21 protein-coding genes are annotated in these 17,874 nt (G+C 36.6%); 12 read left to right on the top strand and 9 right to left on the bottom strand.

Features of this window, described 5'->3' with window-relative positions; genetic code table 11:
• Window positions 1–654: 654 nt before the first annotated feature.
• Genes AB9L17_RS07860 through AB9L17_RS07850 form a run of 3 tightly spaced genes read right to left on the bottom strand, consistent with a single transcriptional unit; the run spans window position 655 to window position 2,808 of the window.
• Complete coding sequence (locus tag AB9L17_RS07860) at window positions 655–1,917, bottom strand: MFS transporter (protein ID WP_375200350.1); 1,263 nt, start codon at window positions 1,915–1,917, stop codon at window positions 655–657.
• A 17-nt stretch (window positions 1,918–1,934) separates the two neighbouring features.
• Window positions 1,935–2,240 carry a hypothetical protein gene (locus AB9L17_RS07855; RefSeq protein WP_083226866.1) on the bottom strand — a complete coding sequence of 102 codons (306 nt, stop codon included), beginning with the start codon at window positions 2,238–2,240 and terminating at the stop codon, window positions 1,935–1,937.
• Window positions 2,233–2,808: a MarR family winged helix-turn-helix transcriptional regulator gene (locus AB9L17_RS07850; RefSeq protein ID WP_068982769.1), complete on the bottom strand. Its 576-nt coding sequence runs from the start codon at window positions 2,806–2,808 to the stop codon at window positions 2,233–2,235. The genes AB9L17_RS07855 and AB9L17_RS07850 overlap by 8 nt, the downstream gene beginning before the upstream one ends.
• Before the next feature lie 379 nt (window positions 2,809–3,187).
• Here AB9L17_RS07850 and AB9L17_RS07845 point away from each other — a divergent pair, with 379 nt between their 5' ends.
• The 8 genes from AB9L17_RS07845 (at window position 3,188) to AB9L17_RS07810 (ending at window position 8,583) form a co-directional block, all read left to right on the top strand.
• The gene (locus tag AB9L17_RS07845) at window positions 3,188–3,658 is read left to right on the top strand and encodes a hypothetical protein (protein WP_375200349.1); all 471 of its coding nucleotides are present in this window, start codon (window positions 3,188–3,190) and stop codon (window positions 3,656–3,658) included.
• Between the two features lie 108 nt (window positions 3,659–3,766).
• Window positions 3,767–3,943, top strand: a complete 177-nt coding sequence (locus tag AB9L17_RS07840; protein ID WP_375200772.1) for a DUF2085 domain-containing protein — start codon at window positions 3,767–3,769, stop codon at window positions 3,941–3,943.
• Complete coding sequence (locus AB9L17_RS07835) at window positions 3,897–4,094, top strand: DUF2085 domain-containing protein (RefSeq protein ID WP_375200771.1); 198 nt, start codon at window positions 3,897–3,899, stop codon at window positions 4,092–4,094. The genes AB9L17_RS07840 and AB9L17_RS07835 overlap by 47 nt, the downstream gene beginning before the upstream one ends.
• A 155-nt stretch (window positions 4,095–4,249) precedes the next feature.
• Entirely contained in the window at window positions 4,250–4,522 is a 273-nt protein-coding gene (locus AB9L17_RS07830) for a hypothetical protein (RefSeq protein ID WP_375200348.1), read from the top strand.
• Between the two features lie 21 nt (window positions 4,523–4,543).
• Window positions 4,544–4,846, top strand: a complete 303-nt coding sequence (locus AB9L17_RS07825; RefSeq protein WP_375200347.1) for a zinc ribbon domain-containing protein — start codon at window positions 4,544–4,546, stop codon at window positions 4,844–4,846.
• A gap of 220 nt (window positions 4,847–5,066) precedes the next feature.
• Window positions 5,067–6,821, top strand: a complete 1,755-nt coding sequence (locus AB9L17_RS07820) for an ABC transporter ATP-binding protein (protein WP_068982773.1) — start codon at window positions 5,067–5,069, stop codon at window positions 6,819–6,821.
• 17 nt (window positions 6,822–6,838) lie between these two features.
• The gene (locus AB9L17_RS07815; RefSeq protein ID WP_375200346.1) at window positions 6,839–7,516 is read left to right on the top strand and encodes a response regulator transcription factor; all 678 of its coding nucleotides are present in this window, start codon (window positions 6,839–6,841) and stop codon (window positions 7,514–7,516) included.
• Complete coding sequence (locus AB9L17_RS07810) at window positions 7,513–8,583, top strand: HAMP domain-containing sensor histidine kinase (RefSeq protein ID WP_375200345.1); 1,071 nt, start codon at window positions 7,513–7,515, stop codon at window positions 8,581–8,583. The genes AB9L17_RS07815 and AB9L17_RS07810 overlap by 4 nt, the downstream gene beginning before the upstream one ends.
• 43 nt (window positions 8,584–8,626) lie before the next feature.
• Here AB9L17_RS07810 and AB9L17_RS07805 read toward each other — a convergent pair whose 3' ends face one another.
• Window positions 8,627–9,214, bottom strand: coding sequence for an NAD(P)H-dependent oxidoreductase (locus AB9L17_RS07805; RefSeq protein ID WP_068982776.1), 588 nt, complete (start codon window positions 9,212–9,214; stop codon window positions 8,627–8,629).
• A 121-nt stretch (window positions 9,215–9,335) separates the two neighbouring features.
• Here AB9L17_RS07805 and AB9L17_RS07800 point away from each other — a divergent pair, with 121 nt between their 5' ends.
• Complete coding sequence (locus tag AB9L17_RS07800; protein ID WP_068982777.1) at window positions 9,336–9,773, top strand: MarR family winged helix-turn-helix transcriptional regulator; 438 nt, start codon at window positions 9,336–9,338, stop codon at window positions 9,771–9,773.
• Between the two features lie 44 nt (window positions 9,774–9,817).
• On the opposite strand, the gene AB9L17_RS07795 is transcribed toward AB9L17_RS07800, so the two are convergent.
• Together AB9L17_RS07795 and AB9L17_RS07790 are read right to left on the bottom strand one after the other, a co-directional pair.
• On the bottom strand, window positions 9,818–10,222 hold the full coding sequence (locus AB9L17_RS07795) for a GNAT family N-acetyltransferase (protein WP_375200344.1): 405 nt from the start codon (window positions 10,220–10,222) through the stop codon (window positions 9,818–9,820).
• A gap of 12 nt (window positions 10,223–10,234) precedes the next feature.
• Entirely contained in the window at window positions 10,235–11,098 is an 864-nt protein-coding gene (locus tag AB9L17_RS07790) for a GNAT family N-acetyltransferase (protein WP_375200343.1), read from the bottom strand.
• Between the two features lie 317 nt (window positions 11,099–11,415).
• On the opposite strand from AB9L17_RS07790, the gene AB9L17_RS07785 reads away from it, so the two are divergent.
• Window positions 11,416–12,183 (top strand): YqcI/YcgG family protein, encoded by a 768-nt coding sequence (locus tag AB9L17_RS07785; protein WP_375200342.1) that lies wholly within the window; start codon window positions 11,416–11,418, stop codon window positions 12,181–12,183.
• Here AB9L17_RS07785 and AB9L17_RS07780 read toward each other — a convergent pair.
• The 3 genes from AB9L17_RS07780 to AB9L17_RS07770 all read right to left on the bottom strand — a co-directional run bounded on the left by AB9L17_RS07780 (window position 12,180) and on the right by AB9L17_RS07770 (window position 14,873).
• Window positions 12,180–13,505 (bottom strand): amino acid permease, encoded by a 1,326-nt coding sequence (locus tag AB9L17_RS07780; protein WP_375200341.1) that lies wholly within the window; start codon window positions 13,503–13,505, stop codon window positions 12,180–12,182. The two genes, AB9L17_RS07785 and AB9L17_RS07780, sit on opposite strands and share 4 nt — an antisense overlap.
• Window positions 13,506–13,521: 16 nt before the next feature.
• Window positions 13,522–14,457 (bottom strand): arginine deiminase family protein, encoded by a 936-nt coding sequence (locus AB9L17_RS07775; RefSeq protein WP_375200340.1) that lies wholly within the window; start codon window positions 14,455–14,457, stop codon window positions 13,522–13,524.
• 188 nt (window positions 14,458–14,645) lie between these two features.
• A complete protein-coding gene (locus tag AB9L17_RS07770) occupies window positions 14,646–14,873 on the bottom strand; it encodes a transcriptional regulator SplA domain-containing protein (protein ID WP_068982782.1) in 228 nt (75 codons plus the stop codon).
• Window positions 14,874–15,137: 264 nt separating this feature from the next.
• Here AB9L17_RS07770 and AB9L17_RS07765 point away from each other — a divergent pair, with 264 nt between their 5' ends.
• On the top strand, window positions 15,138–16,526 hold the full coding sequence (locus AB9L17_RS07765) for a TldD/PmbA family protein (protein WP_375200339.1): 1,389 nt from the start codon (window positions 15,138–15,140) through the stop codon (window positions 16,524–16,526).
• Between the two features lie 3 nt (window positions 16,527–16,529).
• Window positions 16,530–17,873 carry a TldD/PmbA family protein gene (locus AB9L17_RS07760; protein ID WP_068982783.1) on the top strand — a complete coding sequence of 448 codons (1,344 nt, stop codon included), beginning with the start codon at window positions 16,530–16,532 and terminating at the stop codon, window positions 17,871–17,873.
• The last annotated feature ends 1 nt before the right edge of the window (window position 17,874 follow it).

Raw genomic sequence — 17,874 nt, 5'->3', positions numbered from 1 at the left:
TGTTTCTTAATTTTATATATTATGCGTTGATAAAACAACGTTTTCGAATCGCCAGAATAATCAGAAATACATTAACCCTTTCAAAGTACAAATTCCTATTCACTAGTACAAATAGGAAATCAACTACGCCATTAAAAACGAGTGCTATTTCTCAAATCAGATAGTTTCCACAACCCCCATTTTTAGCGCGATACAAGTACTAACTGCTTGCTCAAATTAATTCTTGTATTGTTAATTTTTCTGGTCATTGAGACAAACACCCATTCTCACTTTTAAGAGACTGCTTTTATCTTTTTGAACAATTGCTAAAGTAAGTAAGTAGGCATGCATATTCTTGACAAGTTTTTGTAAGTATTATTTTGTTCATGCCGAATCAGTCTCCGAAAATGCCGATATTTTATATATTACACAATTCCCTCCATTATTGCCCCCTTTGCCTAAGGAAAAAGAGAAATCGAACAGCATCGATTTCTCTTTTTTCTTGTTTGACCAAGTCATTCCATCTTCTTTACCCTATTTCTCTGTTAATGGCCCGTGTATTTCGGAGATTTACGGCCATTAATCACAACCCACTTCCTATTGGATTTTGAAAAAATATCGTAAGCAAGCGCGAAAGGTCCTTCAGAGGCGATTTCACAAAGATTTTCTTGAGCATCATTTTACAGCCTCGCTCACTTCAAATCGCAAAATCCTCTTTGTTGCTATCGCCAGCACAACCATGACAACACTAATGATTAAAATAGGAACATAGATGTTAACACTAAAACCTTCGAATAACAGCCCATACAATATTTGGCCAATTGGTGCCATACATTGTGAAACGGCAATGATAATCGCCATCACCTTCCCTAAGTTTTCATTAGGTGTTTCTTTTTGTACAACTGTAATAACGTAAATGGAAATGATCGTCATAATCATTGCTATTAAAAGTGCACTACCAACAAATAAAGTATAGGATGGATAATAGCCAATTTTAAGCATGATCGGGGTAACCGATAATGCCATTGGAACAATCAATAAAGCAGTGATGAAAATCCAAAAATACAAATTATTGATGCCCATTTTTTTCGCAAAGTACCCCATCGATAAAGCCCCTAAGATTGTAGCAAAATCGATTAACCCCATCCCTACTCCATACAATGTATCACTACTGTGCAAAGTGACACGAAGAATAATTGGTACACCTACAACAAATAAGGGTGTTAATAATAAGTTTAATAATGCCGCTAAAATCATACATTTGAAAATAAAAGATTGCTTCACTACATAGCTAAAGCCCTCTTTCAAATCATTTACAAGCGTTGAAATAATATGTCCGTTCTGTTCTCGTTGAATAAATGGTATTTTAATAAACATCTCTAATATGGCAGAGAGGAAAAAGAACAGACCACTTACTATGACAAGCACCTTTAAGCCAATCATGCCATATAGGATTCCCCCTAACACAGGAGCCGCTACATTGGACAATGCTTGAATACCATTGACAATTCCATTTGCTTGCTCCAGTTTTTCCTCCTCTACAAGTACTGGAATACTGGCCATCACTGTAGGTGCATACATGGCACTTACGAAGGAAAGCAGCACCATGACAACACCAATAAGCAAAATAGAACTATCACCCATTGCTAGTACTATAAAGAAACCAAAAACAATGATGCTACTAGTAAAATCGAATATTACCATTAAATTACGTCGATTAAACCTGTCAGCAATAGCTCCTCCAAGTGGTGCTAGTAAAATTGGGATACTTGATATCGCGAATAGTACTGCAAAAAGATCTGCACGTCCTGTAATATCTAGTACATAAAGTGATAGGGCAAATCGTAAGAGAGCAGATCCTAAAATAGAAATAATTTGCCCAATTACCATGAGGTTAAAATCTTTTGAAAAACCTTTTCGTTTAATCTGTGATTCCATGCATAAGACCCCTTCCTTTAACATTCATGACCCTTTTGAGATTGTATTGTAAGAAGAAAGACATTACTAAAAATACTTATAGTACTCAACCACATAAGCCACTCACTTTGCGCGCTCCAAGATATCAGTAGCAGCAAGAGTCCCACGATTATAGATACATAATTTCCAGTGCGACTAATTTTTGATTTCCGACGAAGTTTTTCCTTAACGTAATACGCAGATTTCTTTATTTTACGTTTCATAAGATAAACTTTTTCTTTTAACTTCTGCTTAGTATCTTTTGCTTTTTGAGGATAAAAAAATGTTATAGCTCCTTTAGTCACGGCGTTCTTCATCTCCATATCGTCGTTTTAATAACTCAGTCAAAACTCTCTCTTGGAAGTCCGAAATCTGTTCTGGCTCCTCGATCTCCATATTTACCGTTTCTTCATACCCGTCTAATTCCTCACCATCAAAACGATAGAGTTTTTGCAATAGCTTCCACAATGTTTCAATTTCCTCAGTATTAAAGTCTTTAAAGATATCTGCTAAAAAGTAAGTAGACTTCTCCGAACAAGCAATTAAAGCTTTTTTTCCCTCTGAAGTAATCTCGACATTAATTGATCTTTTATCTAATTTACTTGGTATCGTTTGAACATATCCTTTTTTCACAAGACTCGTTATTAATTTGTTTGCGGTTTGTTTTGTTGTACCGAGCTTTTTAGCAATATTAACGAGCGTTGTGTTTTCTATTGGTAAATGGGCTATGGCAATTAGAGCCATATGCTGTCTAGAAGTTAATACCTCTAAATATTCATCTCCTCTTATCTGAACTTTATTGACAACTGAAAACAATGTCGCATAACTTTGCTGCATAAAATGCAATTCCTTCAATAAAAGATTTAAATCCATATGTAGCACCTCTCTATTTAGTCACCATGTTTACTAAATAATACATAACAACTTTTAAAAAGTCAACATGGTGACTTTTTTATATAGAATGACATACCACATTCAATAGACCGACTGTCGGTTTACAATACTATATGCTATTCCTCCAAAAAAGGAACTTATTTTAAACATTGTTCTTAAAAAAGTAAGAAATTTCCCTATAGAAATAAATCCCTATCCATTTAATCATTTTATATAAAATTATATAAAAATTAATTTTCAACATTGAAGATCCTATCAATATTCCTTTTTATGGGCCCATCACCAAAAGTTGTGGATGACATTTGTTAAAACATATACTATGTAAATAAGTTGATTGGAGTGGAGGCTGGTTGACTCCTTGGGGATTAGCGAAAGAGGGACGAAGGCTAAAACCATCACGTCCTGTGATAACGCCTTCGTGACCAACATCCTTTTGCCCCAAGCGGCTCATCGGACGCCCCGCTTTGCTCTGTGCGAAAACGTAGCGACAGCAACAAGGTTTTATCTGCGTGAAAGCGAAGCGTCAGCGGCAAGGTTTTATCTGTGCGAAAGCGAAGCGTCAGCGGCAAGGTTTTATCTGTGCGAAAGCGAAGCGTCAGCGGCAAGGTTTTATCTGTGCGAAAGCGAAGCGTCAGCGGCAAGGTTTTATCTGTGCGAAAGCGAAGCGTCAGCGGCAAGGTTTTATCTGTGCGAAAGCGAAGCGTCAGCAACAAGGTTTTATCTGTGCGAAAGCGAAGCGTCAGCAACAAGGTTTTATCTGTGCGAAAGCGTAGCGTCAGCAACAACAAAGCGGCCAGTCGGAACGGAAATCAACCACACGTTTTGGTGATGAACCTTTTTATGGTATATTATATTGGTTGTTTCCTTTTATTGAAAAACTTGATTAAATAGGTGATTTTGTAAATTGATATTTTCAATTTTTGTTCCTTCGCCATAGATTACCAAGCCGATCTTTTTTTATAGAGGTGTTCAATTTCCGATTTGCGCTCGTTGCACAGGAATATGTATTGGATATGTAATTGGCATGATATTGGCGTTATTTATAGTTTTACCTTTTTTATGCTCTTATTTTAACAATTCCTTTGATCATAGACGGAACGGGACAATTATTTAATAAATGGCTTAGTACAAACTATCGGCGATTAGTAACAGGAATTCTAAGTGGAGTAGGCTTTGTTTTTATGTTTTTATACGCCTCTCTTATTTTGGAATCTAACTATTTATCTCTATATAAAAGGGGAATGCATTGGTTCATTAATTTTTAACTAAGGAGACTGAAAATGTTTTGTACATATTGTGCATCCAATCTATCAGAGCATGCAGAAATTTGCCATAAATGCGGCGTTAGAAATTTCAAAGTACTTAATTACTGCCATAATTGCGGGAATGAAATAAATCCTTTTCAAGATATGTGTACTTCATGCGGTATTTTTTAAGAAAACCTCCAAAGGGTACTCATCCACTAGCTCCTGCATTACTTACATTTCTACTACCCGGTGTAGGCCAAATCATTAATAATCAAGTGGGTAAGGGATTTCTTTGCTTATTTATATTTATCATGATTGGTGTTTTTATTTTTGATAATTTAATAATTGGATTCATAATTGTTGGTTTACCTATTTTAATTGATGCTTATTTAATCGGGAAAAAATGCTATGAAGGAAAAGCAGTAGGAAAATGGGAATTCTTTTAATTTTAGGAGGTATAATTTAATATGTTTTGTCCACACTGTAGTGAAGAAATTGCGGAACAAGCGGAAATTTGTCCAAAATGTGGTGTTCGTGTACATAATACATACCAAGAGGATCAACCAAATATAGCTATTAATATCCTTTCCTTTTGTTGTATACCGCTCTTAGGGATTATTATGTACTTTGTATGGAAAGATGGTAAGCCTAAAGCCGCTAAATCTGCTTTAATATGGGCGCTGATTTCAGTCGGTGTATCTGCAGTATTAATGGTCTTATTTTTAATACTAGGATTTGTAGCTGGTGCGATCGAAGAGTATAATTATTAAAAAGAGACTAGGGCTTAGCTAGTCGAAACTTTTAAAAGCGCGAGAAATCAATTTTAAAAACATTGATTTCTCGCGCTTTTCTGATGTGGAGTTTTTTATGTTCCTGCCACCTATCCTCATTACCTCCTCATTTCATATTCAGTTCACAAAGACGTGCTATAGTAAGAAACATAAAAGATTCATATTTTATTGTTGATGAAAATGAAGGAGGATTTTGACGTTGCAGGAAACATCAAAAGATAGGACAAAACAGAACGATTGGCGACGCTTTGTTCGCTTAGTCAAACAAGCTGAGCCGCCAATATGGCTTTTAATCATCTCATTAATGATGAGTTTAGCGACTACCGGGGTTGGATTTATCGTTCCGTTATTTACCAAAAAATTAGTAGATGGCTTTTCAGTAGAGTCCCTTGATTATTGGCAAATTATTTTGTTAGGTATTGCTTTTATCGTGCAGGCCATAGCGAGTGGGCTTTCCATTTATTATTTAAATCGTGTCGGACATCATGTTGTCGCGAATTTAAGAGATCAGCTTTGGAGAAAGTTACTTCATTTACCAATACCCTATTATGATGAAAATGATTCAGGCGAAACATTAAGTCGTGTTACGAATGACACAGCTGTCGTCAAGGAGCTTATTACAGAACACCTTGCGAACTGTTTATCAGGTGTTATTTCCATTATAGGATCAGTTATCATTCTATTAATCTTAGATTGGAAAATGACTTTAGTGATGCTCATTGCTGTTCCGCTTGCTATGGTTATTTTGATGCTGTTAGGAAGACGGATGTTTGTCATTTCCAAAGGTATGCAAGATGAGACGGCAAAATTTACGTCAGTGTTAAATCAAGTTTTACCTGAAACTCGATTAGTAAAGGCTTCTAATGCCGAGCGTTTGGAATACGAGCGTGGCAAGAAAGGTATTACCAACCTCTTTACGTTTGGTTTAAAAGAAGCGAAAATCCACGCCTTTATCTCTCCGCTTATTTCGTTTGTATTAATGTCAGTCCTTGTGGCGATTATTGGATATGGTGGCGTACGCGTTTCTTCAGGAGAGCTTACAGCTGGCGACATGGTGGCATTTATTTTATATTTAATCCAAATCATCATGCCGATGACTCAATTAACGATGTTCTTTACGCAGCTCCAAAAAGCGATGGGTGCTACAGAGCGAATCAGTGCATTACTTGAGCATGAAGAGGAGAATATTTTCGAAGGAATGACCTTAAAAAAAGTGGATCAGCCGATTTATGTAAAAAATGTTGACTTTGCTTATAGAGAAGAACCGATTTTATCGAATATTAATTTTACAATTGAACCAGGTAAAGTTACGGCCATCGTTGGACCAAGTGGCGGAGGAAAAACAACAACATTTTCTCTGTTAGAAAGGTATTATCAGCCAACTAGCGGTAGCATTACACTTGGAGATACCCCGATTGACACCTACTCCCTACATTCTTGGAGAAGCAAAATCGGCTACGTTGCACAGGAGAGTGCACTGTTATCTGGTACGATTCGTGAAAATATTTGCTACGGCATCGACAGAGAGGTGCCGGAAGAAGAACTTGAAAGAGTTGCAAAAATGGCCTATGCCGATCAGTTTATCAACGAACTGCCAGAGCAATTTGACACGGAAGTCGGAGAACGGGGCATTAAACTTTCTGGTGGTCAGCGACAACGAATCTCTATCGCCAGAGCACTATTACGCAACCCTCAAATATTAATGCTAGATGAAGCAACATCTAGTCTGGATAGTACATCGGAAATCTACGTTCAAAAAGCTTTAGATAATTTAATGCAAGGTAGAACAACGCTTGTCATTGCCCACCGCCTTTCAACAGTAGTGGATGCAGATCAAATACTTTTTGTGGAAAAAGGACATATAACGGGCAGTGGCACACATGATACTCTATTTGAGACTCATGACATGTATCGAGAGTTTGCCAAGCAACAATTACGTATTAAAGAGGAATAACGAAGGGATTTGTTAGCATGACAACACTTTTAGTTGTAGATGATGATGCGCATATTCGAGAATTAATAAAAATATTTTTACAAAATGAAGGTTTAGAGATAATTGAGGCTACGGACGGTGTGGATGCACTGTCCAAATTAGCTTCTGATAAAGTGGATATGATCATATTGGATATTATGATGCCAAAAATGGATGGCTGGGAATTATGTGAAGAAATACGTTCATTTAACGATGATCTCCCCATCCTGATGCTCAGCGCAAAGGGAGAAACCTCACAAAAGGTAAAGGGCTTTAATCTTGGAACAGATGATTATCTTGTGAAACCTTTTGAGCCAGCAGAGCTAATCGTCCGTGTAAAATCAATACTTAAAAGATACCGTATTTCCATATCTCAACTCGTGGAAGCTGGCAATGTAAAGTTAAATCGCAATACACATGAAGTCGTATATAATGGGAAATCTTTAACACTGCGTTTAAAGGAATTTGAATTATTATTTGCCTTAGCAAGCTATGCTGGGAAAACATTTTCACGCGAACAACTCATTGAAGAAATTTGGGGATATGACTATGAAGGTGATGAACGTACAGTCGATGTTCACATTAAGAGGCTTCGTCAACGTTTCCCACAAGAAGCAAGTGGATTTGTTATTCGCACAATTCGTGGCTTAGGTTATCGATTGGAACTTGTTTCATGAGAAGACTAAAATACTTTTTAAAGCTTTTATTATCTTTAACGGTCCTTCTTATCGTTAACATCATATTCGCTTTTATTTCATTCCATATTACTTCATGGATTTATGATTGGTTAGGTAAACATCCACAAGGTTTTTGGCTTCAGTTATGGACCGTAGTTGGTGTATTTGTTCTCTTTACTTGCACTATTATTATTCTCTTTTTAATTGGACTAAATAAACAGCGAAACTATTGGGATACGGTTGTAGATGCATTAAGCCGACTTGCTAAAGGTGACTTTACTGTAAAATTAGACCTTAAAACAAATGAAGATCAATTCGGTCAATTAATACATGGTATCAACCATATGGCGGTCGAATTAGGCGAATTAGAAAGAATGAGACAAGAATTTATCTCGAATGTATCTCATGAAATCCAATCTCCTCTTACATCTATTAATGGTTTTGCGAAAGCATTGAAAAACATGGATCTCCCAGAGGATAAGCGACAGCATTATTTAGAAATTATTGAAATGGAAAGTAATCGTTTATCGAAAATTAGTGACAACTTACTAAAGCTTACGTCATTAGAAGCACAACATCCCCCCTTCGAGCCAACGTTCTACCGACTCGATAAGCAATTACGCCATGTAGTGCTAGCACTTGAACCGAATTGGTTAGCTAAAAATATAGAGATGGATCTTCAATTAGAAAACATTTCGGCTATGGCTGATGAAGACTTATTGAATCAAGTATGGATGAATTTACTTAGCAACAGCATTAAATTCACACCCGCTACTGGCACCATTACAATATCTATGACGAAGCAAGTCAATACGATTACTATTGCTGTTCATGATAATGGTATTGGTCTAACAGAAGAACAGCAAAAACATATATTTGAGCGATTTTATAAGGCTGACCCATCGAGGACAGCTGCTAATGGTGGAAGTGGCTTAGGGCTATCCATTGTCAAAAAAATTATCGATATGCATAACGGAACAATCACTGTCGAAAGCAAGCTTGCTGAATTTACAACATTTTTTGTCACATTGCCATTGCAGACAGATCAGACTCGTGCAAACGAATAATAGCTTCTTTCTTCGTCTGGCACGGGTCTATTAAACAAAGAATCTAGTAAGCTACTTTTCTAAAATACTGATAAACTTTTTCAAGTTTTTTACCTTGTCTCCCCTTTTTACTTTCCATATTACCAAATTCAAAAAACTTCACTTGTTTAATGCCAACAAAACTAAATAACGCCCTTTTCATTATTATTTTATGAGCATTATTCAGCCATAATAGAGGATATTTTGTTGGCCCCTTCATTGTGGAAATACACACCACTGATTTTCCTTTTAGAAGCCCCTCTGGAAATAGCCCCTTTTTATCTTTATACGCAAAATTGGCCGCAAACAATTGATCAATATACCCTAGAAGCATTGCTGGTGGCCTTCCCCACCATATCGGATAAACAAAAACGATTTTATCAGCCCATCTTATTTGTTCTCGATATTTCTCAAGCTTTGGATCACGAAACATATCACGACGGCGTTTATGTTCATGGAATACTAAAAGCGGATCAAATTGCTCCTCGTATAAATCTAATACTTGAATCTCCTTTATGAAAGGATTGTCATTACAGCCCTTCATAACCTCCTGTAAAAAAGCATAATTCAAACTTTTATGATTCGGATATGTATAAATAATTAATGTGTTCATTATATAGCCTCCATTACTTATCATTTGATAACGAAATAATAAACTTTCTATTTTTAGTTGTCAAATGATAATTGTTTTAAGATAAGTTTTTTGTTATCTTGTCAGTAAGAGGTGAACAAGTGTGGACAAAAAAGAATTATTCGATCAGTTTGTAGCATTTACAGCAGCTGTACACCAAGTAACACACGAATTAACACAAGACGTTAAAATCGACAATATTACCCCAGTACAATATAAAATTCTTGAACATATAAAAGTAAGCCAACCAGTCACACCTACCGAAATTAGTGACTGTCAGCATATGTCATTACCTAATACAAGCCGTGAATTACGAAAATTACAGGAAAGAAAGCTAGTAGAAAAAATGATTGATACCGAAGATCGAAGAAAGCATTATGTTTGCCTTACAGCAGATGGAGAAAAAATGATGAAAGAAGCATTTGCCTGTATAGAAGAGCGCTTTCAACAACTAATACAACATGCATCGAAGAAAGATTTAGAGGACATTCAAGATGCTTTAAACATTCTTAACAAAAAGGTCTTTCAGCCAAAACTATAAAAAGAACCTGCATGCTTTCATTAGGAAAAGCATTGCAGGTTCTTTCACTGTTTAGTATATTGACATTGAAAGCGTTCCACACCCGGGTATTTCTCCCCTAGGCTAGTTATGAAAAAACCATAGCGTCGATAAAAATCTACTGCCTCATGATCTGTTTCAGCAACGATAGATGTGTACTCATTTGCCACAAAATTAATCATTTGACTGCCAATGCCTTTTCCTCTTTGATTTACTAAGACGGCAATATGCTTAATCTCACATTTTGATAAACTGATTTGTTCTATCCCAATACAACCGACTGTTTCACCCTCAACTTCGAAGCTATATAATGTCCTATTCGATAAAAGGATATATTTTTCATACACTTGTAGAACTTTTTCATCCGACGTTGCAAAAGAAAGTAGCTTTCTAATAATTGGAGAAATAGTGTTTGCTTGAACGATATTCATAACGTATCTCCTTTAAATGTTGGTAGCAGGAATGACGACAGCATGACAAGCTTTCTCATAAAACTCGATTGGACCTGCTCCCCCAATGATTGCATATTCATACCCAATATCATGCATATCTTTTAAACAATGATGAAGTAGAGCGTATCCTATCCCTTTCACTCGATTCGATTTCGCTACACCCATAGGGCCAAAATAACATTTTTTATTTTGATACACGTCAAATGCAGCAAATCCAACAAGATCTCCCTGATCATCAAAAGCTACATATATGGAAGGTGTAGTACTTAAAAATGCACTATTAATTGTTTCTGACCACTCTTGTGAAAAATGACTTTCTACAAATTGGATTAGCTTGTTCTTATCATCACGATTGACTTTACGAATATTAGTAGAATTCACTTTTGGGAAATTGTAATTTTTAAGATGAGTAACCAGATCTCTTGATGTGGTACCAAGCTTTAAAATCAATTTCATATCTTCTTCTGATACGAATTCCTCAAGCATATTCGTCCGTATTAATGCTTTCAGCAAGTGACCTTCATTTAAATAAACCTGGTTATAGTTATGCATATAGCTAGTTGCTTGTTCCAATACTGTTAAAACATCCTTTGTTATCGGAACATTAAATAAATGATGGCTTGTAACTGGCTTGTCTGATTTTAGATCAAACTCATTAGCCAAGTTTCTTAAAGAAGTTTCATCTATAGTACATTTTAATACTATTTCGCCAAGGACCCCCTCTTTTTCTTTTAAACAAGCAAGTAGAAAATGAATTGGTAGTAACATTTTATGTTGTGAAGAGGAAGCTTCTTTTTCTGCATTTTTTTTGATCCTTAACATGCGATTTGTTAATTTTATAGTAGATGAATTCAAATGCCTAACATCCTTTCATTGATTTTTCTTCAACCTTCAATTTAATTTCTATGTTAAATAACGGAAATATTAGAACTTTATCATATCATTAATCATGTTTTCTATTATCAATAAAATTGAAACTATTAATTTGCTTATCACCAAAAATTAGAAAAGGCTGGGCGACTCCTTACAAACGCCTAGCCTTCACTCCAATCAACCACACATTCTGGTGATGAGCCTTATTTTCGCTATTTAGAAAACATTATTACCCATACATCGTCACTCATCTGCACTTTTTTTAATAATATAAAGATGTATAGAAGGAGGAGACTCAAATGGAAGTAGTAGACAAGAAGTGGATAGAAGAACATTTTAAAACACTTCCATTATGGCAACAGTCAGCATATACAGACTTCGCTGCCACGGTTGGAGATGAAGCCAATACTTTTCCCTGTATCCCAGCTAGAACAGGTTTTTTATCAAACCATCTTCGTTATAGTTTTATCGGAGATCCACGGGAAGAGCAATCGATAAAGACGTTAGCACAATGCTTAAAGGAATACGGAAAATGCTCGCAAATATTTGGAAAATATACAACCCTCGCCATTTTCTTTAAAACCCCTGACGATATGCTGGAAAACGTCGATATTGAAGATTATAGAAATTTGTTTTGGTTGGTTTTAAACAATTTAACTAAATTTGATGATTGCGATTGGCCAGAGGAAATTCCAACTGACCCATCGCATCATGAATGGGAATTTTGTTTTAACGGTCAACCTTATTTTATCTCTTGTGCAACGCCAGCCCATAAATTGCGAAAGAGCCGTTATTTTTCTACTTTATTAATGGCATTTCAACCCCGCTGGATATTTGATGAAATCAATGACTCTACTGTATTTGGTCGGAAATTAAAAAATCTAATTCGTCAACGCATTTCTGAATATGATGCCATTCCAGCTCATCCTGATTTGAAATGGTATGGGCACGAAGATAGTTATGAATGGAAGCAATATTTTTTAAGTGATGATCACCGTAGTCCTTCGAAATGTCCTTTTTTACGTATGCAAAATTCTCTGCCCTCATCACACAACGAAGAACATTAAACATGTTTATCATGTTTTTGCCTTTTCATCACAATCCAAGTGGCAATTCCTATTATGACGATAAAAAGCAGGCTCACGAAAAACCCGAGTCTACTAGTTTTTTCCCCTAACGTTCCAGACACTGTCACACCAATGAGCAACATCCCGATAGCATTTTTTACATGATCCCACTTCGATAGCTCCATTAGCTTCGCATATGTTACTAATATAAAGAGCCAGTTATAAATTAACATGAGACCTGCAGCTGTCATCAAATATTCAAAAATCTTTTCTGGCATGAGGAAACCAATAACAATTGTAATGATTAAACCACTGGCTAGAAAGAGCAAAGCAGGAAATGGAACCTTCATTTTTCCCTTTTTAGCCAGTGAAGCTGGGGCATCATGATCTTCTGCAAGTGTAATGAGAATCGTTACGACCGCATATAAGGATGCTACCATTGTTGAAAAACCGGCAATAATTAAAATGCCATTAAAAATATCTGCAACAAAAGGAATGTGATAATCACGAAGGGCAGTAATAAATGGACTTTCCTCAATATTAAAATCCTTCCAAGAAACTAGCATTAAGGCAAGCATAATAGCCATTAAGAAAATGATCGTTATGACAATAAGCATCACTTTTCCAGCTTTCGGTGCTTCTTGAGGATTTTTTAAATCAATGACCATTAAACCCATTACCTCAATTCCACCAAATGCATAAAAAGCATATAACAAACCAAGCCAAATCCCTTTAATACCTTGTGAGAAAAATTCTACGTAGTTTGCATGCAAAGAATCAAATGTATTTGAATCATTGTTAATCCCTTTTATGATTAATAGAACAGCCACTACAATAAACATCACAATCGCAGCTGCCTTTAACGCACCAAAAATATTTTGAAAGTTTTCAAAGCCCTTCATACCAGTAAGAATAACGGCCAATCCAAGTGCAGCATAAATAGAAGCAGCCACCCATAATGGAAGCGTTGGAAACCAAAGCTTTGTAAAAATACCAAGTGCCATCAATTGACTCCCCATAATAAGCATCTCAGAAATTAAGTAAATCCAACCATTACTAAATCCTGCCCATTTGCCAAAAGCTTGCTTTGCATAAGTACGGAACGAACCCTTATCCGGATTTTCAACTGACATCTTAACAAGAGCGTCATAGACAATGTACGTAGCAATCGCTGCCAACAAAAAAGGAATCACAACAGCAGGACCACTTTTATGAATGGCCATACTTGTCCCAAGAAAAAAACCTGTTCCAAGTGTACAACCTATACCAAGAAGCGAAAGCTGCCACCAAGACAACTTCCCTTTACTTGTTTTAGATGTCATTTTGATCAACCCTCCTTTACTTTCTTAACAATGGCAATGTCATACAACGAATGCCACCACCGCCTTTTTCAAGCTCTGTGATATCAACTTCTATCAAATTCTTGTTTTGCAATAATGGATGCCTCGTCCAGTGTTGCTTCGTTGCTTGCTTACTAATCAACAGTGTCTCGGGATTAAGATTAATAAAATTGATATCAGGGATTGTATTATATTTTTCAAGAAAGTAAACGTCAAAGCCATGGTGCTTTAAAAATTGCTCTGTCATTTCAAAACGACTAGTTTGAGCTGTGAAGACGTGTACAGGAAAATAACGCATAAAGTTTTTAGCTATGAGCAGATTAGCGTTCGTTACATTACAATTCATATCTAAATGAAGTGTATCGGAGCGTCTCGGCAAATCAATGAGTGCAATTTCCGAAAATCCTTCTTGGAAAATACGATCCTTGATACTCTCCACAGCCTCTAACGTTGTCCTCATTCCAATATTAATAAGCACGGCATCCTTATTTAAAATGAGAACATCCCCACATTCTAAAGCAGTAGAAGGTTGTTGAACTTTTAATTTTTTTTCTGGAAACCACTTTTCTAATAATGAGTGCGCATGTGGATACTCTGGACGCCTTAACGAACTACCTGCCTCTCCAAGGAAAATACTATTTCCTATAACACAGGCAAGATCGCGCACAAAGTAGCGATTAATAAGCTGCTCACTTACTATATTCTCTTCATTTGTTAGCTCCTTCGAATAATCAATAACATGGACACCCTCATTTTCTAGGGCTGTCTTAAATTCCATGAAATTCTCCATTGCTTTCACATGATTGACAGTAGCATCCCATCCTACATTTTCAGCTATTGTTAAATCTGGTACATCTAATTTTGAAGGTGCACAAAGCATAACAACCTTAAGTTCATCATGCTCCGACCAACAATTTACTTGGAATGAATCCATAATGTATTCTCCCCTCTCATGACTATCTTTGTTAGCGTTACCAGCGAGTATGGGATTATACAGCACCTAAAAAAGGAAAACACACCTTTCTAAAAGATGTGCCTTTAAGGAAAAATTCATGTTTTGTTTTTAGGGAAATTTTTTGCATTTAGCTGTAAGAGCTCCATAATATCCTCTTCCTTCCACCTTCAATGAAAATACTGATGATAAGCTTGCTCGGCATCCATTTCGCTTGTATAAATTAGAATATCGTTTGTTATCGGATAATACGTCTCTAATAGAAATAGTCCTAGTTCATTTGGATGATCCGGATTGTTCACCACTTTCGCTTCCTGGATATTTGCTACATCTTCAATCTGGGGATCACGATAAAAAATGTAAACAATATCCCCTGCATTATATTGCTGTTGTTGCATGTCATCATCCTCTACTTTGTTTTCCAATTAGTCTGGTTTAAAAAGGTAATTATGATTCCATTTTTTTATGATAATTTTTCAGGTGTGTTGATTAACCCTTTTCATCCACCCGCAATGTCCCAATACCTCAGTAATCCATACACCACTTTCATCAAATCATAAAATGTTTCCTTTGGAATATACATGAATCTATGAAAAAATTGAATGTTTCTTATTTTCGAATTTTTCCATCATTTAGTATAATCAAGAAAAGGAGGGGAAAATATGATTAAACAATCAGTAATTGAAAATGTACTTGAAGCAGCACTTTCTACAGGTGGTGATTTTTCCGAAGTTTTTATCGAGGATAAATTTGTCAATGAATTAACATTACAAAGTGGAAAAATTGAACAAAGCATTTCAGGACGTGATTTCGGCATTGGTATACGCATTTTTTCTGGACTTCAAAGCATCTATACGTACACAAATGATTTTTCAGAGGAAGGCTTACTAGCAGCAGCAAAACGAGCAGCACTTGCCATTAAAGGAGGTACTACAGGAACGATCCAACCACTGAAAAAAGACATCATTACGCCAATTCATAACATTATCATTCTACCAAACAGTGTGGAGCATGCTAGAAAAGCAACAATCATGCGACAGGCTAATGACATTGCTAGAAATTATGATGAACGCATCAATCAAGTTAAAGTAAGATATCTTGACGAAGAGCAGCATGTTTTAATCGCCAACTCAGAAGGGAAGTTTGTAGAAGATACGCGCATTCATAGTCGACTTGCCATACAGGCAACCGCCTCCGAGGGCAAAGAAATGCAAACGGGCTTCTATGGTCCTGGTGCACATGCAGGCTTTGAATTTATCGAAAATCTAAATCTGGAGCACTATGCTGGCGAAGCTGCACGGATTGCAGTCACTATGCTTCATGCCGATGAATGTCCTAGCGGTAAATTCCCAGTCATCATTGATAATGAATTTGGTGGTGTTATATTTCACGAGGCATGTGGTCATGGTCTTGAAGCAACAGCTGTCGCGAAAAACAATTCCGTTTTTGCAAATCGTATTGGTGAAAAAGTTGCCCCTGAAATTGTTACATATATTGATGATGGCACACTTCCAAACGAATGGGGTTCCCTTAACATTGATGATGAAGGGGAAAAAACACGAAAAAACATCTTAATTGAAAATGGTATTTTAAAAGGCTACTTGATTGATAAATTTAATGCGCGCCGTATGAATGCTGAACCAACCGGCTCTTCTCGTCGCCAATCCTATCGCTTCAATCCAACATCCCGAATGACAAACACATATATCGCTCCAGGCAGTTCTAAACCTGAAGAAATTATTGCATCAACCGAATATGGTATTTATGCAAAATATATGGGCGGCGGGCAAGTAAATCCTTCGACTGGTGACTATAACTTTGCGGTTATGGAAGCTTATATAGTTAAGGATGGAAAAATCGATCGTCCTGTACGCGGTGCAACACTTATAGGCAACGGGGCAAGAACTTTACAGCTAGTTGATCGTGTTGGTAATAATCTTGCGCACGGTGCAGGTATGTGTGGATCTATTAGTGGTAGTCTTCCTGTCAATGTTGGCCAGCCAATGATTCGCGTAAGTGAAATAACAGTTGGAGGAACGAAGGGGGAATAATTTATGAACATTGTAGAATATCAAGAAAAACTTCTAGATAAGGCGATAAAGGCCGGTTTTAAAGAAGCTGAAGTATATTTTGAACGAAAAAACTCTTTTCAGTGTATGCTTTATGAAGGACAAATTGATAGCTATGAAACGTCTGAGGATGGGGGTCTATGTCTACGTGGGCTGTATAACGGAAAATTGGGTTACGCCTATACGGAAAAATTAGACGATGATTCGATGTCCTTTTTAATCGATAGTGCAAAAGCAAATGCAGATGTTCTAGATGAAGATGAGTGCATAGATATTTTTGAAGGCAGTAATGAATACACGTCCTATGAATTTTACAATGAGGAATTAGAGACTATTGGAATTCCTGAAAAAATAGAACTCCTTCGTTTAATTGAACAAAAAATTCGTGCGTATGATTCTCGTATTGTAACGCTAGATTATTGTTTCCTTCAAGAATATAGCACTGAACGTTCATTAGCGAATAGTAAAAACCTATCCTTATCGCATAAGGAGAACGGCTTAGTAATCTTCCTGTCTACAGTTGTCAGAGAAGGCGAGGAACTGAAAACGGGTAGTTATTTAAAAATGACACGTGATTTTCATTCTCTCAATGCAGATGAAATTGCAAAAGCAGCCGCTGAGGAAGCACTTGCGAATCTAGGCGAAAAGTCGATTCCATCTGGAAAATATCCAATCATCCTACGCTCTGATGCTACAGCCTCTTTACTAAGTATTTTTATGCCTATTCTGTCAGCTGAAAATGCACAAAAGGACCAATCTTTATTAAAAGGGAAAGTCGGACAAAAAGTGGCGTCAGATACTTTTACATTGCTTAATGCCCCATTCCACCCTGAAGCTTTGTCTGGAGCAAGCTTTGATGGTGAAGGTGTTGCAACAAAAGAGCAGGCGATCATTTTAGATGGAATACTGCAAACACTATTGCATAATAGAAAAACGGCAAAGAAGGAAGGCTGCGAAACGAGTGGGCATGCGCATAAAGATTCTTACAAGGGCACTTTATCAATCGCACCCCAAAATTTATATATTTCACCAGGTAAGCGATCACAAGAGGCGTTAATTGCCTCGGTATCTGAAGGAGTACTTATTACTAAATTATCTGGACTTCACTCTGGTACGAATACAATTTCTGGCGATTTTTCTGTCGCGGCACAAGGATTCCATATTCAAGATGGTAAAATTGCTTCGCCTGTGAAACAAATGACAATTGCCGGAAACTTCTTTGATTTCTTAAACAATATCGAAGAAACTAGCTCAGAGCTTTACTTCCTGCCAAATGGGTATGGCTCCTCATCCCTCCTTGTGAAGGAACTATCTGTAACAGTTGAATAAT

This window comes from Lysinibacillus sp. RS11 (genome assembly GCF_042019215.1).
In the GTDB taxonomy this organism is placed as follows: Bacteria; Bacillota; Bacilli; order Bacillales_A; family Planococcaceae; genus Lysinibacillus; species Lysinibacillus xylanilyticus_A.
The sequence above is the reverse complement of the archived record's forward strand: the minus strand, read 5'-3'. Positions and strand labels throughout refer to the sequence as shown.

Bases quoted from the DNA above. Each gene is read 5' to 3' on its own strand.
- AB9L17_RS07830 (WP_375200348.1), top strand. From the start codon at position 4,250: ATGCGGTATTTTTTAAGAAAACCTCCAAAGGGTACTCATCCACTAGCT.
- AB9L17_RS07805 (WP_068982776.1), bottom strand. From the start codon at position 9,214: ATGAACACATTAATTATTTATACATATCCGAATCATAAAAGTTTGAAT.
- AB9L17_RS07770 (WP_068982782.1), bottom strand. From the start codon at position 14,873: ATGCAACAACAGCAATATAATGCAGGGGATATTGTTTACATTTTTTAT.
- AB9L17_RS07815 (WP_375200346.1), top strand. From the start codon at position 6,839: ATGACAACACTTTTAGTTGTAGATGATGATGCGCATATTCGAGAATTA.
- AB9L17_RS07775 (WP_375200340.1), bottom strand. From the start codon at position 14,457: ATGGATTCATTCCAAGTAAATTGTTGGTCGGAGCATGATGAACTTAAG.
- AB9L17_RS07825 (WP_375200347.1), top strand. From the start codon at position 4,544: ATGTTTTGTCCACACTGTAGTGAAGAAATTGCGGAACAAGCGGAAATT.
- AB9L17_RS07860 (WP_375200350.1), bottom strand. From the start codon at position 1,917: ATGGAATCACAGATTAAACGAAAAGGTTTTTCAAAAGATTTTAACCTC.
- AB9L17_RS07785 (WP_375200342.1), top strand. From the start codon at position 11,416: ATGGAAGTAGTAGACAAGAAGTGGATAGAAGAACATTTTAAAACACTT.
- AB9L17_RS07850 (WP_068982769.1), bottom strand. From the start codon at position 2,808: ATGGATTTAAATCTTTTATTGAAGGAATTGCATTTTATGCAGCAAAGT.
- AB9L17_RS07810 (WP_375200345.1), top strand. From the start codon at position 7,513: ATGAGAAGACTAAAATACTTTTTAAAGCTTTTATTATCTTTAACGGTC.
- AB9L17_RS07765 (WP_375200339.1), top strand. From the start codon at position 15,138: ATGATTAAACAATCAGTAATTGAAAATGTACTTGAAGCAGCACTTTCT.
- AB9L17_RS07795 (WP_375200344.1), bottom strand. From the start codon at position 10,222: ATGAATATCGTTCAAGCAAACACTATTTCTCCAATTATTAGAAAGCTA.
- AB9L17_RS07780 (WP_375200341.1), bottom strand. From the start codon at position 13,505: ATGACATCTAAAACAAGTAAAGGGAAGTTGTCTTGGTGGCAGCTTTCG.
- AB9L17_RS07760 (WP_068982783.1), top strand. From the start codon at position 16,530: ATGAACATTGTAGAATATCAAGAAAAACTTCTAGATAAGGCGATAAAG.